This is a genomic window from Streptomyces tanashiensis (assembly GCF_014648895.1).
GTDB classification, from domain to species: Bacteria; Actinomycetota; Actinomycetes; order Streptomycetales; family Streptomycetaceae; genus Streptomyces; species Streptomyces tanashiensis.
In genome coordinates, this window is the sequence record NZ_BMRZ01000002.1 from 852144 (window position 1) to 867474 (window position 15331).

Genomic DNA, 15331 nt, shown 5'->3' on the forward strand with positions numbered 1-15331 from the left:
ACTGGAATCCCATGAGCACCTCCCCCGCGCCCACCCCCTCCCTCACTCCCGCCGCACTGCACCGTCTCGTCCAGGAGGGGCGCGCTCCGCGCCTGCTCGACGTGCGCACGCCGGGCGAGTTCCGTACGGCGCACATCCCGGGCTCGTACAACGTGCCCCTGGACACCCTGCGCGAGCACCGCACCGAACTCCTGACCCACCTCGACGAGGACGTCGTGCTCGTCTGCCGCTCCGGGGCCCGTGCCGCCCAGGCCGAGAAGGCACTGGCCGATGCCGGACTGCCCCACCTCCGCGTCCTGGAGGGCGGCATCGTCGCCTGGGAGTCGGCCGGCGCCCCCGTCGACCGGGGTCCGGAGCGGTGGGACATGGAGCGGCAGGTCCGGCTCGTGGCCGGCTCGGTCGTCCTGGCCACCGGTCTGATCGGGGTGTTCGTCCCGGGCGCCCATCTGATCGGCACGGCGATCGGCGCGGGCCTGACGTACGCGGCTCTCAGCAACTCCTGCGCCATGGGCGTCCTGCTGTCCAAGCTGCCGTACAACCGCGGGCCCCGCGCCGACATCCGTACGGTGATCGCGGAGCTGCGGAGCGCGTCGTGACCACCCTGGTCGTCGCGGCGTCCCTGCTCGTCGGCGTCAGTCTCGGCGTGCTCGGGGGCGGCGGCTCGATCCTGACGGTGCCGATCCTGGTCTACCTTGCCGGGCAGGACACCAAGGAGGCGATCGCCACCTCCCTGTTCGTGGTCGGCGTCACCAGCCTCGCCGCACTGATCCCGCACGCCCGGGCCCACCGGGTCCGCTGGCGGACCGGTCTCCTCTTCGGCGCGTTCAGCATGGTCGGCGCCTACGGCGGCGGGCGGCTCGCCGAGTACGTCCCTGGCACGGTCCTGCTCGTCGCCTTCGCCCTGATGATGCTGGCCACGGCGGCCGCGATGCTCCGGAAGCCCAGGCCCGGCCGGGAGAAGGCGCGCAGGGCACACGCGGAACTCCCCCTGAAGCACATCGCGGTGGAGGGTCTCGTCGTCGGTGCGGTGACGGGTCTGGTCGGCTCCGGCGGGGGATTCCTCGTCGTCCCGGCGCTCGCCATCCTCGGCGGGCTGCCCATGGGCATCGCGGTCGGCACGTCGCTGCTCGTCATCGCGATGAAGTCCTTCGCCGGCCTCGCCGGGCACCTCTCGGGCGTCGAGATCGACTGGGGTCTGGCCCTGACCGTCACCGCGGCGGCGGTGGCCGGCAGTCTCGTGGGCGGCCGGCTCGCGGGCCGCATCCCGCAGGACGCGCTGCGCACGGCGTTCGGCTGGTTCGTCGTCGTGATGGGTGTCTTCGTGCTCGCGCAGCAACTCGACTCCGCCGTGTGGGCCCACCCGGCCACGTGGGCGGTGACCGGGGCGGTCCTGGCCGGCGCGGTCGCGGTCCGACTGCGGCGGATGTCCCGGTCGCCACGTTCCGGCCGTGGCACGAGAGAGCACGCCTTGAGGTCCTGATCCCCGAGGTACGACCGAGCGCCGTCCGTACGGGCGGGCGGATATTCGGTGGGGTCGTGGGAGCCCTGTCAGGCACAATGCCCGCGATGATCTCCACTGCCGAGCAGCTGCTCGCCGCCCTCGAACCCCTTCCCCACGCCGCCCGGCTCCGGTTGACCGCCGTCACCGCTCACCGGCTCGCCGCCCGGGGAGCGGTACGGCCTCTGCTCACCGCTCTGGCCGCGGGCGGCCCGTACGAACGCCGCCTCGCCGCGCTCGCGGCCCTGACCGCCGGAGAGCCGGACCACCTCGTGGCCCGGCTCGGCGACCCGGACCCCGTGGTCCGCCGGTACGCGCTGCGCGGCGCCCGGCGGCTGCCCGTCGCGGACGCCGCCGTCGAGGCGGCCTACGACGACGCGCCCGCCGTGGTCCGCGCCGATCTCGCGCGGCTGCTCCGTGACGGGCGAAGGCCGGAACTCGCCGAGCGGCTGGTGCTCCGGGTGCGCGACGCGTACGGCGACCGGGACGCGGCCCGCCTGCTGCCGGGCTGCTCGACGGAGTTCACCGCACGTCTGCTGCCCGAACTCGCCGGGGCGCTCGCGTTCGAGGACTGGAGCACGCTGGCCGTACGCCACCCCTCCGCCGTCCTGGACCATGCGGAGCGGGAACTCGGAGGCATACCCCGGCGGTTGCGCGACCTCTGGTGGAGGAGGCACGCCGCCGGAATCGCCGCCGCCCTGCCCGCCGCGCCGGGGCGCGTCCTCGACCTGCTGGAGCGGTACGGCCCCGACAACCTGCCCGGTCCGGTGCAGGACCGGCTGAGCGACCTCGTCGCGGTCGACGCCGAGCGCGTCGTGCGCTGGTTCGCCGACCCGGACCGGTCGGCCGCGCGGTGGGAACGGACCCCCCGCCGAACCGTCATGCGGCAACTGGTGGCGGCGGACCCGCCGTCGCTGCCCCTCCTGGGGGCCCGGTGGTTCCACCGGGAGGCCTTCGGCGTGCTGCTGCGATCGATGCCACCGGCGCGCCGGCCCCGCTTCGTGGACGCCGTCGTCGCCGCCGCGGGTCCGCGCGGGAACGTCCACGCGCACGCGGGGGTGATCGCCCCGCTGCCGCCCGCCGAGCGGCACGCCCGGGCCCGTGCCGCGATCGAGGCGGTCCGCTCCGATTCCTCCGCGGGCTGGGACCTCTGGGGTCTCCTCGCCCTGCTGCCTCCTGCCGAGGCCCGCCCCGAGCTGCTGGCCGGACTCGGGACCCATGACGCCGACGAGCGCGGGACGATCTGGTCCCAGCTGATCGCCAACGCCGGCCACACCCGTGATCCGGGGCAGATCGCGGAGGTCCTCGCGCTGGCCGCCGCCCGGCTCGCCCACGAGCGCGCCCCCGTGCGCGAGGAAGCCCTGTCCGCCGTCGGCGAGCTTCCGGCCCCGGCACTCGTGGCAGCCCTCGCGATCCGCGCGTCCGCCGGGGGCAGCACCGGGTCCGCCTCCGTGGAACGGCTGTGCCTCGACGGCCTGAGAGCCCGGGACTGCTCGGAGAGGACCCGGGACGCGATCCGGACGCTGGCCGTGACGCTCCTCGCCGGCGCCGAAGCGAGCGCCGCCGACGGCGGCGGGGCCACCGCGGACACGCCTGCCGACGCCGGCGGTGCCACCGCCGTGCGGACCGCCGTACACCTCGTCGAAGCCCTGACCGCGCACACCGGAGCGGCGCGGCTCGGACTTCCGGGCACTTTGCTGCGTGGCGGTGCGGCGGGCGCCGTGCTGGGTGCGCTCGGACCCTGGCTGGACCGGGCAGCCGTCTCCGGAGACGTCGCGCCGCTCCTCGCGCTGGTCAGGTCCGCCGGACGCCACGCCTTCGGGAACGCGGACCTCCAGGACCGTCTCCGACAGGCCCTGGGCTCCTGCCCGGACGGGGTCTTCGGCGAGGTCGCCGCCGCCTGGCTGGCCGACCCGGTGTCCCGGGGCGAACGCGTCGCCGAGTTGCTGGCGCGGGAGCCGTCCGCGGCCTTCGTGCCCCAGGTGCTGGCCGTCCTCGCCGCGGACCGGACCGACCTGCTGGACAGCGCCCTGCCCGAGACGCCTCCTCCGGGCGGCCGGTTCCCCGTGGCCGGCGCTCCCCGGCCGTTGCCCCCGTTCCGCTACGCCGACCGGTGGCTGCCCCGTCAGCAGGAGGCCGCGGTCCGGCTGGCCTCGGCCGTCATCGCCGACCCCGGCCGGGGCCTCGACGAACGCGCGGCGCTGCTCCGGGCGGTGGCCCCGGTGCCGCAGCACGGCAGGACCCTGCTCCAGCGGTACACCGCTCCGGGCCCGAGTGTCCCCGGGCACGGGAGTACGGCGGAGGCCTCGGCCGCCCCTGCCGGCTCGCCCTTGACGGCGGCGGCCTCGGCCGGCCCTGGCGGGTCGCCCCTGACGGCGGCGGCTCTGGACGCGGCCGCCCACACCGACGACCCGGCCTCGGCCCTGGCCACCCTCCTCGACCACGCGGGAGACGACAGGGCGGCGGCCGCCTGGTCCGCGGCCGCCCGCGCCGCGGCCCACGCCCGGCCCACCCGGGTCGCCGCCCTGCTCCACGACGTCCTGACCCGTGAGACCGGGGTGAAGGTCACCGTCAGAAAGGCGGCCGCCCGGCTCGCCGCCCGCCATCTGCCCGCGGGCGTCGCCGCCGCGCTCCTGTCCACCGTGGGCCGTGCCCCGGGCATCCACCGGGACGTGCACGCCACCGTCGTCGGCCTGGCCGCGACACTGCTGCCGGACGAGCGCATGTGGGCCCTGCTGGAGTCGGCGGCCGCCGACGGGCCCGACGCCGCCCGGAACGCGCTTCTGGACGTGAGCCCGGCGGAACTGGCCCCCGCCCACCGGTCGCGGTACGGGGAGCTCGTCGCCCGGCTGGCCTTCGTCCCCGAGGAGGAAGAGGCGAACCAGGCCCTGTACGGGCTCCGCGACTGGGCGCAGTACACGCCCGCCGCGGGAAGCGCCCTGGTGGCCGTCTACGCGGACCTCGCCTCGCCGCTGAGCGTCCATCGGGCGGGATACGGACTGACGGAGCTCGCCCAGTCCGGACTGCCCCACCCGCTCGGCGGCGCGACGCCCGGCAGCCTGCTGCACGATGCCGTGGACCGCCTGCTGGTGCTCATCGCGGCCGGCGAACCGGAGGGCGGCGGTCGCGACGGGGACCTTCCGGCGCGGCGTCGCCTCGACTCCCTCCTCGGCTCGACGATCCGGGACCCACGGATGTGCGCGGTCCTCGCCCGGCAGCTGGCTGCCGAACCGGCGGCCACCGCCACCCGCACCGCGCTCCTCGTACGGGCGATCGACCTGGAGGCCGCGGAGCCCGAGCTGTTGCTCTCGCTCCGCGAACTCACCGCCGCGATCGAGGGCCGTCCCGTCCTCGCGGCCCGGGTCGCCGAGGACGTGGAGGAAGCCCACCGGTACGGCAGGCCGCTCGCCGGCCCCGGCGCCGCTCCGACCGCGATCCGCGTCCTGAGCGGCGAGGGCGGCCTGGTGGAGGGGCTCCTCGCCGTCGGCCTGGCCACGGCCCTCGGCACCCGCCTGGACTGGCCGGAGAGCCTTCGTACGACCGTCGTGGAACTGCGCCGCCACCCGGAGCCGGAAGTCCGGGACGCCGCGTACGCCACGGATCTGGGCCGCCGCTGACCCCCTGAGGCCGCCCCCACGCGCCCCGGCTACAGGCTGAGCGCGTCCTCGGCGTTGTCCATCCACGGGGTGACGGAGTTGTCGTCGGAGACGTTCAGACCGGGCGTCGAGGCCTTGAGCGGGACCTGCTTCAGGTCGGAATCGGTCTCCATGGTCATCGCGATCGAGGAGACGGTCTCGCTCTTGGGGCCCTTCAGGCCGCCCATCAGTCCCGCGTAGGCGGACTGGCCGGGTGCGAGCTTGAAGGCCTCCTCGATGCCCGGGGCGGCGCCTCGCGCCGTCGCCTGCCCGTCGAGGCCGCCGAAGGTCACGACGGGGTGGCCGAGGACCCGGCAGGGCTTGCCGGTCTTGTTCGTGACCTTGAGCAGGTAGCTGCTGGTCGTGGGCTCGGCCAGGCTCGCGGTGAACGTCAGGTCGTAGGTGCTGCAGGGGAAGACGTCGTAGTCCGGATCGGTCGACGGCGTCACGGGCTTGGCGGGCGTCGACGGCTTGGCGGGCGTCGACGGCTTGACCGGCTTCGACGGCTTGGCGGGCGTCGACGGCTTGACCGGCTTCGACGGCTTGGCGGGCGTCGTGGGCTTGGCCGGCTTCGACGGCTTGGCGGGCGTCGTGGGCTTGGCCGAGGAGGTGGGCGGCGTCGCGGAGGGGGCGGAGGAGGTGGGCGGCGTCGCGGTGGGCACATCGGTCCCGCCGGCGGCTCCGTCCTCGGAGGGCCCGCAGGCGGTCAGGGCCAGCGCGGACACGGCGACGAGGACGACGGCGGCTCTGCGAACGGTACTCATGGTGGTACTCCCCCCGATGGCAACGCACGAACTGCGCTGTGGTGGACACCAGGTTCGCGCGCGAGGTTCACGGTTCTGTGACGGAGTCTTGCCGAAATCACCACGGTTCACCCCACGCGTCGCGAGCTCGTCGACGCACCGGCTTCGCAGGGGAGCGACGAGCGGGAGCGGCTGGAGCGGAGCGAGGCCCGGGGTCGGTGATGTCGGGCGCGCACGGTGTACGTCCGAGATCGACATCGCCGGCCACTCGAAAATCATTCGATCAATCATGGCCCCGCGCTCTAAGGTCGGCGACGTGGCAACGAAACTCAATCAGATCATCGCAGTCGAGAAGGGCGTCAAGTCCCGGGCGCATCAGGACCTGACGGCGGCTCATCACGGGCTGCAGAAGCCCGCGTTGCTCGCCGGCATCTCCCGTACGTACCAGCCGAAGGACGAGGAGGGCGAGCAGCTGCCGCCCGAGTCCACGCTGGTGCAGGTGAAGGCCGAGGACGTCCTGCGGGACACCGCACGGGCGTTGACCCGCCTGTTCGATGTGACGGCCACCAAGGACTGGGCGAACTGCGAGGCGCGCGCCGACATCACGGTCGACGGGCGCGTGCTCGTGGAGCGGGTGCCCGTGGCGTACCTCCTGTTCCTGGAGAAGCAGCTCACGGACATCAACACCTTCGTGCGCAGGCTTCCGGTGCTGGACGCCGCGGAGTCGTGGACGCAGGACCCGTCGACGGACGCCTGGAAGACCGAGGTCGTGCGCACCGTCCGGACGAAGAAGGTTCCGCGCAACCACGTGAAGGCGGAGGCGACGGACAAGCACCCGGCGCAGGTCGAGGTGTACTACGAGGACGTGCCGGTCGGTTACTGGACCACCGTGAAGTTCTCCGGTGCGCTGCCGGCCCGGCGGGTCAACGAGCTGCTCGAGCGGGTGGAGAAGCTCCAGCAGGCGGTGAAGTTCGCCCGTGAGGAGGCGAACAGCGCCGAGGTCACCGACCAGCGGGTCGGCGACGCCGTCTTCGGCTACCTCTTCGGGTAGCCGGGACACCACAGACTCCCCGGCCACAGAACACGGCCGGGGTGCGCGAGGAGCGCAAAGCTGAAGCTGAGCCTTGTCGTGACATCCGCGGTTCCAGTGGAGGTTCGAGTCCTCCTCCCGGCACTTCCGGCCGGGATGGCCCAACCAGGCAGAGGCAGACCGCGGTCAATCTCAGACTATTGCTCCAGACTCAGCATGCGCCGCTCATCGCCGGATCGACCGGGCCCGGGCCCAGGTGCGTCGAAATGCCAGTTCGAATCTGGTCCGCCGAGCTCGATCGGCGGTGGTCCAAAGGCAGGACGCGACGCAATGACGAATAACCCGGGTCCTCAAGTGTGCCGGCGTGTGATGTGAGCGGCACCCACAGGGTCCGGGGGCAGGCTACGCCCTCGGACCCGCTCCTTTTCCGTGCGACCGCTCAGGGCTCTCCGGGCGTGCGGGTGAGCTGGTGGAGGCGGAGGGCCAGGTGGGTCTCCAGAGCGCGGGCCGGGGTGTTCCAGTCGGGGCCGAGGAGTTGCGCGACGCGGTCCAGGCGCTGGACGACCGTGTTGACGTGGACGTGCAGGGCGTCCTTGGCGCGGGAGAGGCTGGCGCCCTGGTCGTAGTAGGCGCGCAGGGTGCGCAGCAGGTCGGTGCCGCGTTCGGTGTCGTACGCGAGGACGGGGCCGAGGACCCGCTCGACGTACGCGCCGACATCGGCACGGTCGCCCAGGAGGACGCCGATGAAACCCAGTTCGGCGATGTCGGCGCCCTCTCCGCTCCGGTCGAGGGCGTGCAGCGCCGTCACGCATCGCCGGGCTTCGGCGTGGAGGGCCGCGATCGCCTCGGACCCGCATCCGGGGCCCGCCGCCCCCGCGGTGACCGGCGCCCCGAGCGCGCGCGTGAGGTCGGCCGAGAGCGTACGGGCGAGGGTCCCGGGCCGGTCGCAGGGCGCGAGCAGGACCACGTGACCGTGTCGGGTGCCTGACAGCCCGCCGAGCCTGCGGGCTGTGCGCGCGGTCTCGGCGGCGAGCCGGGGGCGCAGGGCCGGCTCGCTGTCGAGCACGGCGACGGCGTGGGGGTGGGCCAGATTCACGCCGAGGCGACGGGCTCGCAGAGTGAGGCTTCCGCCGTCCCGACGCGGCGACGCCGTGGGGTCGGCGAGGAGGTCGTCGAGGAGTTCGCCCCGTACCCGGTCCTCGGTCTCGGCCACGGAGCGGCGCATGAGGAGCAGCATCGCGGTGACGAGTGCGGCGCGTTCGAACAGGCGCCGGTCGGCCTCGGAGAGGTCGGCCCGGCCGGTCAGGACGATGCTCCCCAGCGATTCGGTGCCGGCCAGCACGGCGCAGGTCCAGACGCCGTCGGCGTGGATCGCGCTGCCGTCCGTACGCGACGCCGTCAGGGTCTCGGCCGAGGGCGTGACGGGTCCGGTGCCCGACCGGGCCAGTTCGCTGCCGTCGGTGTCGTGGACGGCCACTCCCCCGCGGAGCAGTGCCCCGATCTCGGCTGCCACGTCGTCGATGCCCGCGCCGCGCAGGACGAGTCGGGTGAGGCGGTCGTGGGCGTCGGAGGCCAGGTGCAGCGCCTCTCCGTGGGCGCGGGCCGTGGCGTTGGCGGCTTCGAGCCGGGTGAGCGCGCTGCGGGTCTCCTCCAGGCGGCGGGCGCTGTCGATGGCGACGGCGGCGTGGTCGGCGAGCGAGCCGAGGAGGGCGATGGCGTCGGGGGTGAACTCGCGCGGGGTGCGGTCCGCGGCGAACAGCACGCCGATGATCTCCTCCCCCAGCCGCAGGGGGACGCCGAGGATGCCGCGGAGTCCTTCCTCGGCCACGCCGTCGTCGATGGTTCCGGTGTGGCGGTAGCGGTGGTCGGTGCGGTAGTCCGTGCTGGCGTAGGGGCGCGCGGTCTGGGCGACCAGGCCGCCGAGGCCTTCTCCCATGCCGAGGCGGAGCTGCTGGAAGGCCGCGGAGACGGATCCTTCGGTGACGCGCATGAAGGTGTCGTGGGCGAGCGGGTCGTTGAGCGTGAGGTAGGCGACGTCGGAGCCCAGCAGGGTCCTCGCGCGGCGGACGATGGCGCGGAGCACGGCGTCGAGCTCCCGCAGGCCGGCCAGATCGCCCGCGGTGTCGAACAGTGCGACGAGTTCCGTCTCCCGGCGCCGGTACTGGTCGAGCACGCGTCGTACGGACAGGGCGGTCTCGGTGGTCTCCTCGATCCCTGCGATGTCCGGCGCGGCGACACCGGCCGCGCGTGAGCGGGCGGGCTGGGAGGCGAGTTCCTCGGCGGGGGCGTCGGCCGCGAGGAGCTCCAGCAGACGGCGGGCGGCCGCCTCGGCGGGAGCGGTGACCTGAGCGGCCCTCTCGGCGGGTACGGAGGCCCGGCCCCCGGGCCCGTCAGGTCGGGACGTCCGGCCGCGCGGCTCGGCGGGTACGGACGCCGGGCCCGCCGACTCGGCGGGTACCGGCGTCCGGGGGTCGGGTCGGCGGCCGGTGGTCATGAGGCCTCCTCGCGGGCCGTGTTGTGGACGGGTGGTGCGGCGCGGCGCCCGGTCCACCGCGTTGCCCCCGTCAGGGCGGCGGACCGGGCTGCTCACGGGCGGGGCGGTGTCACACCCGGTCTGCCGCCGGGACCGCGGGAGCGGCGGCCGGCTCCTCGTGCCGCGAGCGCTCCAGGTCGCGCCCCCGGGTCTCCCGGGTGACCGCCACGGTGATGGTGGTGATCACCGCCGCCACGCAGAGGTAGAGACTGACGGGGGTGGAGGAGTCGTAGTCCTTGAGGAGTTCGACGGCGATGATCGGGGCGAGGGCTCCGGCGACGATGGAGGCGAGCTGGGAGCCCATGGAGGCGCCGGAGTAGCGGACCTTGGTGTCGAACATCTCGGAGATGAACGCGGCCTGCGGCCCGTACATCGCGCCGTGCAGCAGCAGCCCGGCGGTGACGGCCAGGGCGATCACGGGGAACGACTTGGAGTCGACGAGTCCGAAGAAGGCGAAGGCCCAAACGGCCATGCCCACCGAGCCGATGAGGGTGACGGGCCGCCGCCCGATGCGGTCGGACAGGGCGCCCCACAGGGGGATGGTGACGAAGTGGACGGCGGAGCCGATGAGGACGGCGTTCAGGGCGGTGCTCTTGGGCAGTTCCAGGTGGACGGTGACGTACACGAGGAGGAAGGAGGTGAGGATGTAGTACGAGATGTTCTCGCCGAAGCGGGTGCCGATGGCCGACAGCACCTCGCGCCAGCTGCGCCGGAACACCTCGACGACCGGGGCCTTCTCCTTCACGCCCTGCGCGGCGGCGGCCTCGGCCCGGGCCTGGGCGGCGAGGAAGACCGGGGACTCGGACACCGAGACGCGGATCCACAGGCCGATCAGGACGAGGACTCCGGAGAGCAGGAAGGGGATGCGCCAGCCCCAGGACTGGAAGGCCTCCTCCGACTGGAACGCGGCGAGCAGGGCCAGGACGCCGGTGGCGAGGAGGTTGCCGCCAGGCGCGCCGGCCTGCGGCCAGGAGGCCCAGAAGCCGCGGTGCTTGTCGCCGCCGTGCTCGGAGACGATCAGGACGGCCCCGCCCCACTCGCCGCCCAGCGCGAAGCCCTGGACGAGGCGCAGCACGGTCAGCAGGATCGGCGCGCCGGCTCCGAGGGTCTCGTACGTGGGCAGCAGACCCATCGCGAAGGTCGCGCCGCCCATCATCAGCAGGCTGACCACCAGCAGCTTCTTGCGGCCGATCTTGTCGCCGAAGTGGCCGAAGACGACCCCGCCGAGCGGACGGGCGGCGAAGCCGATGGCGTACGTGATGAACGCGATGAGCGTGCCCACGAGCGGGTCGGCGCTGGGGAAGAACAGCGTGTTGAAGACGAGGGCCGCGGCCGAGCCGTAGAGGAAGAAGTCGTACCACTCGATGGTGGTGCCGATCAGGCTCGCGGCGACGACGCGGCCGATGCCGCCTCTCGGCGTGGTGGTGTCAGACATGGGTTCACCGGTTTCACGAACGGAACGGGGACGGGGACGGGCGTGCGGCGGTGCTGGGGCGGTGCGGGGACGGCGAGAAGTGGGGCCGGGAGACGGCCGCGGGTCAGCCGGCGGTCCAGCCGCCGTCGAGCGGCAGGGAGGCCCCGGTGAGATAGCCGGAGTGGGGACCGCACAGCCATAGGACGGCGGCGGCCACCTCCTCGGACTCCAGGAGGCGTTTGACGGGCGTGCGGGCCAGCATGACGTCGGAGAGCACGTCGCCCTCGCTGATGCCGTGCGCGGCGGCCTGGTCCCTCACCTGGCCCTCGACGAGCGGGGTACGGACATAGCCGGGGTTGACGCAGTTGCTGGTGACTCCGTGCGGGGCGCCTTCGATCGCGGCGACCTTGCTCAGCCCCTCCAGGCCGTGCTTGGCGGCGACGTAGGCGGCCTTGTACGCGCTGGCCCGCAGGCCGTGGACGCTGGAGACGTTGACGAGGCGGCCCCAGCCCCGGTCGTACATGTGCGGCAGGACGTGGCGCATCAGCAGGAACGGAGCGGTGACCATCACCTTCTGGATCAGTTCGAAACGCTCCGTGGGGAATTCCGTGAGCGGAGCCACGTGCTGCAGGCCGGCGTTGTTGACCAGGATGTCGACCTCGGCCGGCAGGTTGCCGATGGCGGAGGCGTCCGCGAGGTCCGCGACATGGGCCTCGCCTCCGGTGATCTCCGCGACCGCCTTGGCCGCCTCGGCGTCCCGGTCGACCACGTGGACGGTGGCCCCTGCCTGCGCCAGGGCGAGCGCGCAGGCCCGGCCTATGCCGCTGCCGCCGCCGGTCACGAGGGCCGTGCGGCCGCTCAGGTCGAGCGCCGCGGCGGGCGGCGGCAGAGCGACCGGGCGGGGAAATGTGTTCGTCATGGCCGGAAACAGTAGGGAGCGCCACGGGCCCATCCCATGTCGGCAGCCCCTACAAACCACTGCCCAGGGGTGGTGGCTGCCGACATGACAGGGGCGGAGCCGAGGAGGAGCCGGTACCGGGGCCGTCTCGGGGACGGCCATGGATCGCTGTCACACATGGTTCCGGCCAAGCCTGGTTGTCCGGCCCATGTCAGCGCCGGTGCGGGCGCCCCCATGATGCACGCCACACCGACCGTCCCGGTCCCACGCCCGGCTCGGTCGGTGCTCCCCCGTGCTCACCCCTACAGGAGGCAGTCGTCATGGGACAGCCGCACCCTCCGTTCCGCTTCACCAAGAGCCGCCGCCTCGCCGGAGGCATCCGCCGCTGGGTCACCGCCGCCGCGGGCGCGCTCGCCCTCACCGGCGGTCTGGTCGCCGTGGGCCCGCAGGCCTCCGCCGCGGGTCTCACCCAGGTCACCGGCTTCGGGTCCAACCCCGGCAACCTGTCCATGTACGCCTACGCGCCCGAGGCGCTGCCCGCCGGCGCGCCGCTCGTGGTCGCCCTGCACGGCTGCACCCAGAGCGCGAGCGACTACTACGCGCACTCCGGCTGGCCGACGTTCGCCGACCGTTACGGCTTCGCGCTGGTCCTCCCGCAGACGAGCAGCGCCAACAACGCGAACTCCTGCTTCAACTGGTTCGAGCCGGGCGACAGCGCACGCGGTCAGGGCGAGGCGCTGTCGATCAAGCAGATGGTCGACAAGGCGGTCGCCCAGTACGGCAGCGACTCCCGGCGGGTCTTCGTCACCGGCCTGTCCGCCGGCGCCGGCATGACCGCGAACATGCTCGCCGCCTACCCCGACGTCTTCGCGGGCGGCTCCATCGACTCCGGGCTGCCCGCGTCCTGCGCGACCAGCGTGTCCACCGCGTACACCTGCATGTACAGCCCGCCGGACAAGAGCCCCGCGCAATGGGGTGCGCTGGTGCGCTCGGCCGCTCCCGCCGGCACCACGTCCTGGCCCCGGGTGGCGATCTGGCAGGGCACCGCCGACACCACCGTCCAGCCGGCCAACGCCACCGAGCTGCGCGACCAGTGGACCGACGTCTGGGGCATCGGCCAGACGCCCTCCCGCACCCGGAGCCTGAGCGGCGGCACCACGCTGAGCGAGTACGACGACGCCTCCGGCGAGCCCGCCGTCCAGGTCTACTCGATCTCCGGCATGGCCCACGGCCTCGCGGTCGACCCGGGGAGCGGCCCGGAGCAGTGCGGCAGCACCGGCACCTACTACCTCGACACCATCTGCTCCAGCTACCACACCGCCCGCTTCTGGGGCCTCGACGGCGCGGGGCAGGAGCCCGGCCCCGGTTCCCTGCCCGCCCCCACCGGCCTCGCGGTCGTCTCGACCGCCGACACCCGTGTGTCCCTGAGCTGGAACGCCGTGCCCGGCGCGGCCTCCTACGAGGTCTACCGCGCGGGTACGAAGGTGGGAGGCACGGCCTCGACCGCCTACACCGACACCGGCCTGGCCACCGGGACGGCGTACGGCTACACCGTCGCGGCCGTCGACGCCTCGGGCGCGGTGGGCGCGGTCTCGGCGTCCGTCACCGCCACCACGACCGGGTACACGCCCACGTGCCACACGGCCAGCAACTACGACCACACGGTCGCCGGACGTGCGTACCAGAGCGGCGGCTCCACCTACGCCACGGGTTCCGGCCAGGCCATGGGGCTGTGGAACACCTTCACCACACACACCCTCAAGCAGACCGCGCCCGGCTACTACGTCGTGGCCGATTCCGGCTGCTCGGCCTGACCTGACGCGCCGCTGGCCGAGGTGCTCACCAGCGCCGTCGGCCCTCCCGCGCACGCTCCGGTGGAGGTGGTCACCACCACCTCCACCGGGGTTGATGTGGGGATGACAGCCATGGTCCCGCCCCTGCGGCCTGCCTAGGCTCGCTGCCCGTCGGTTGTACTGGCACCCGCTCCGACCAGCACGGTCGGCCGGGCTGCCCGAGGGAAAGGGACCTGCATGGGTCTGGACAAGACAGTCGCGAGCGCCGCGGAGGCGGTGGCCGACATCCCCGACGGCGCCTCGCTCGCGGTGGGCGGCTTCGGGCTGTGCGGCATACCGGGCACGCTCATCGACGCCCTGTGGCAGCGCCGGACGCGCGACCTCAGGATCGTCTCGAACAACTGCGGCGTCGACGACTGGGGCCTCGGTCTCCTGCTCGCCGCGGGGCAGATCTCCCGCATGACGAGCTCGTACGTGGGCGAGAACAAGGAGTTCGCCCGCCAGTACCTGAGCGGCGAGCTCGAGGTCGAGCTCGTCCCCCAGGGCACCCTGGCCGAGCGGCTGCGGGCCGGCGGCGCCGGCATCCCCGCCTTCTACACCCCCGCCGGCACCGGCACCCAGGTCGGCGAGGGCGGGCTGCCCTGGCGGTACGCCACCGACGGCACGGTCGCCGTGGCCTCACCGGCCAAGGAGACCCGGGAGTTCGGCGGCCGTCAGCACCTGCTCGAACACGGCATCACCACCGACTTCGCGCTGGTCCGGGCGACCATCGGCGACCGGCACGGAAATCTCGTCTTCCGCTCGTCCGCCCGGAACTTCAACCCGCTGGCCGCCATGGCCGGCCGCGTGACCGTCGCGGAGGTGGACCACCTCGTCGAACCGGGCGAACTCGACCCCGACGAGGTGCACCTCCCCGGCGTCTTCGTCCAGCGCGTCATCCGGGTCACGCCCGGAGACCCCGCCGCCGAACGGCGCATCGAGCGCCGCACCGTCCGTCAGGAAGGCGACGTCTGATGGCCCTCACCCGCGAACAGATGGCCGCCCGCGCCGCCCTGGAGCTGACGGACGGTTCGTACGTCAACCTCGGCATCGGCCTGCCCACCCTCATCCCCAACCACCTTCCGCCGGGCATCGAGGTGGTGCTGCAGTCCGAGAACGGCATCCTGGGAGTCGGCCCGTACCCGACCGAGGACGAACTCGACGCCGACCTCATCAACGCCGGCAAGGAGACGGTCACCACGCGGCGCGGTGCCTCGTTCTTCGACTCCGCCCTCTCCTTCGGCATGATCCGGGGCGGCCACATCGACACCGCGATCCTCGGCGCCATGCAGGTCTCCGCCCGCGGCGACCTCGCCAACTGGATGATCCCCGGCAAGATGATCAAGGGCATGGGCGGCGCGATGGACCTCGTCCACGGCGCCGGCCGGGTCGTCGTCCTCATGGAGCACACCGCGAAGGACGGCACCCCCAAGCTCGTGGACACCTGCACTCTTCCGCTGACCGGCCGGGCCGTCGTCCACCGCGTCGTGACCGACCTCGCCGTCGTCGACATCACCCCGGACGGCTTCGCACTCGTCGAACTCGCCCCGGACGTCACCGTCGAGGAGGTCCGGGCCGCCACGGACGCCGACCTGAGGGTGCCGGTGGACATCGGAGGCGCACGAAAGCCCTGAACAGGGCCTCTCCGGGCGGGTATTCGTGCGCTGCTCGCTGCGCCGGGCGCGCCTCTCCGTGGGGGTATCGCGTCGCGCGCTCGCTGGATCAAGTGAATCCAGGGGGGCGTGTGT

11 protein-coding genes and 1 pseudogene are annotated in these 15331 nt (G+C 73.5%); 8 read left to right on the forward strand and 4 right to left on the reverse strand.

Annotated features, from left to right (window positions below; translation table 11 throughout):
- The first annotated feature begins 11 nt into the window (after window positions 1-11).
- From IE237_RS09350 to IE237_RS09360, 3 genes are all read left to right on the forward strand, one after another.
- Window positions 12-596, forward strand: coding sequence for a rhodanese-like domain-containing protein (locus IE237_RS09350; protein WP_189801329.1), 585 nt, complete (start codon window positions 12-14; stop codon window positions 594-596).
- Window positions 593-1480 (forward strand): sulfite exporter TauE/SafE family protein, encoded by an 888-nt coding sequence (locus IE237_RS09355; protein WP_189801330.1) that lies wholly within the window; start codon window positions 593-595, stop codon window positions 1478-1480. The genes IE237_RS09350 and IE237_RS09355 overlap by 4 nt, the downstream gene beginning before the upstream one ends.
- An 86-nt stretch (window positions 1481-1566) precedes the next feature.
- Window positions 1567-5115, forward strand: a complete 3549-nt coding sequence (locus tag IE237_RS09360; RefSeq protein ID WP_189801331.1) for a hypothetical protein — start codon at window positions 1567-1569, stop codon at window positions 5113-5115.
- A 29-nt stretch (window positions 5116-5144) separates the two neighbouring features.
- Here the strand turns inward: IE237_RS09360 and IE237_RS40635 are convergent, their stop codons facing one another.
- Window positions 5145-5897, reverse strand: coding sequence for a DUF4232 domain-containing protein (locus IE237_RS40635; RefSeq protein WP_229842478.1), 753 nt, complete (start codon window positions 5895-5897; stop codon window positions 5145-5147).
- A gap of 268 nt (window positions 5898-6165) precedes the next feature.
- Between IE237_RS40635 and IE237_RS09375 the strand changes: the two genes are divergently transcribed.
- A complete protein-coding gene (locus IE237_RS09375; RefSeq protein ID WP_189801634.1) occupies window positions 6166-6927 on the forward strand; it encodes a DUF7873 family protein in 762 nt (253 codons plus the stop codon).
- A gap of 35 nt (window positions 6928-6962) precedes the next feature.
- A pseudogene (locus IE237_RS09380) lies at window positions 6963-7050 on the forward strand.
- Between the two features lie 295 nt (window positions 7051-7345).
- Here IE237_RS09380 and IE237_RS09385 read toward each other — a convergent pair.
- The 3 genes from IE237_RS09385 to IE237_RS09395 form a co-directional block, all read right to left on the reverse strand.
- On the reverse strand, window positions 7346-9400 hold the full coding sequence (locus tag IE237_RS09385) for a helix-turn-helix domain-containing protein (protein WP_189801333.1): 2055 nt from the start codon (window positions 9398-9400) through the stop codon (window positions 7346-7348).
- Between the two features lie 109 nt (window positions 9401-9509).
- Window positions 9510-10874, reverse strand: a complete 1365-nt coding sequence (locus tag IE237_RS09390) for an MFS transporter (RefSeq protein WP_189801334.1) — start codon at window positions 10872-10874, stop codon at window positions 9510-9512.
- Window positions 10875-10977: 103 nt separating this feature from the next.
- Window positions 10978-11772: a 3-hydroxybutyrate dehydrogenase gene (locus IE237_RS09395; RefSeq protein ID WP_189801335.1), complete on the reverse strand. Its 795-nt coding sequence runs from the start codon at window positions 11770-11772 to the stop codon at window positions 10978-10980.
- 299 nt (window positions 11773-12071) lie between these two features.
- Between IE237_RS09395 and IE237_RS09400 the strand changes: the two genes are divergently transcribed.
- The 3 genes from IE237_RS09400 to IE237_RS09410 all read left to right on the forward strand — a co-directional run bounded on the left by IE237_RS09400 (window position 12072) and on the right by IE237_RS09410 (window position 15217).
- Window positions 12072-13565: an extracellular catalytic domain type 1 short-chain-length polyhydroxyalkanoate depolymerase gene (locus tag IE237_RS09400; RefSeq protein WP_189801336.1), complete on the forward strand. Its 1494-nt coding sequence runs from the start codon at window positions 12072-12074 to the stop codon at window positions 13563-13565.
- Between the two features lie 216 nt (window positions 13566-13781).
- Window positions 13782-14558, forward strand: a complete 777-nt coding sequence (locus IE237_RS09405; protein ID WP_189801337.1) for a CoA transferase subunit A — start codon at window positions 13782-13784, stop codon at window positions 14556-14558.
- Entirely contained in the window at window positions 14558-15217 is a 660-nt protein-coding gene (locus IE237_RS09410; protein WP_189801338.1) for a CoA transferase subunit B, read from the forward strand. The genes IE237_RS09405 and IE237_RS09410 overlap by 1 nt, the downstream gene beginning before the upstream one ends.
- Window positions 15218-15331: the final 114 nt, after the last annotated feature.

Excerpts from the sequence above, each read along its gene's own strand:
- IE237_RS09390 (WP_189801334.1), bottom strand. The coding sequence starts at position 10,874 with ATGTCTGACACCACCACGCCGAGAGGCGGCATCGGCCGCGTCGTCGCC.
- IE237_RS40635 (WP_229842478.1), bottom strand. The coding sequence starts at position 5,897 with ATGAGTACCGTTCGCAGAGCCGCCGTCGTCCTCGTCGCCGTGTCCGCG.
- IE237_RS09400 (WP_189801336.1), top strand. The coding sequence starts at position 12,072 with ATGGGACAGCCGCACCCTCCGTTCCGCTTCACCAAGAGCCGCCGCCTC.
- IE237_RS09360 (WP_189801331.1), top strand. The coding sequence starts at position 1,567 with ATGATCTCCACTGCCGAGCAGCTGCTCGCCGCCCTCGAACCCCTTCCC.
- IE237_RS09410 (WP_189801338.1), top strand. The coding sequence starts at position 14,558 with ATGGCCCTCACCCGCGAACAGATGGCCGCCCGCGCCGCCCTGGAGCTG.
- IE237_RS09395 (WP_189801335.1), bottom strand. The coding sequence starts at position 11,772 with ATGACGAACACATTTCCCCGCCCGGTCGCTCTGCCGCCGCCCGCCGCG.
- IE237_RS09385 (WP_189801333.1), bottom strand. The coding sequence starts at position 9,400 with ATGACCACCGGCCGCCGACCCGACCCCCGGACGCCGGTACCCGCCGAG.
- IE237_RS09405 (WP_189801337.1), top strand. The coding sequence starts at position 13,782 with ATGGGTCTGGACAAGACAGTCGCGAGCGCCGCGGAGGCGGTGGCCGAC.
- IE237_RS09375 (WP_189801634.1), top strand. The coding sequence starts at position 6,166 with ATGGCCCCGCGCTCTAAGGTCGGCGACGTGGCAACGAAACTCAATCAG.
- IE237_RS09350 (WP_189801329.1), top strand. The coding sequence starts at position 12 with ATGAGCACCTCCCCCGCGCCCACCCCCTCCCTCACTCCCGCCGCACTG.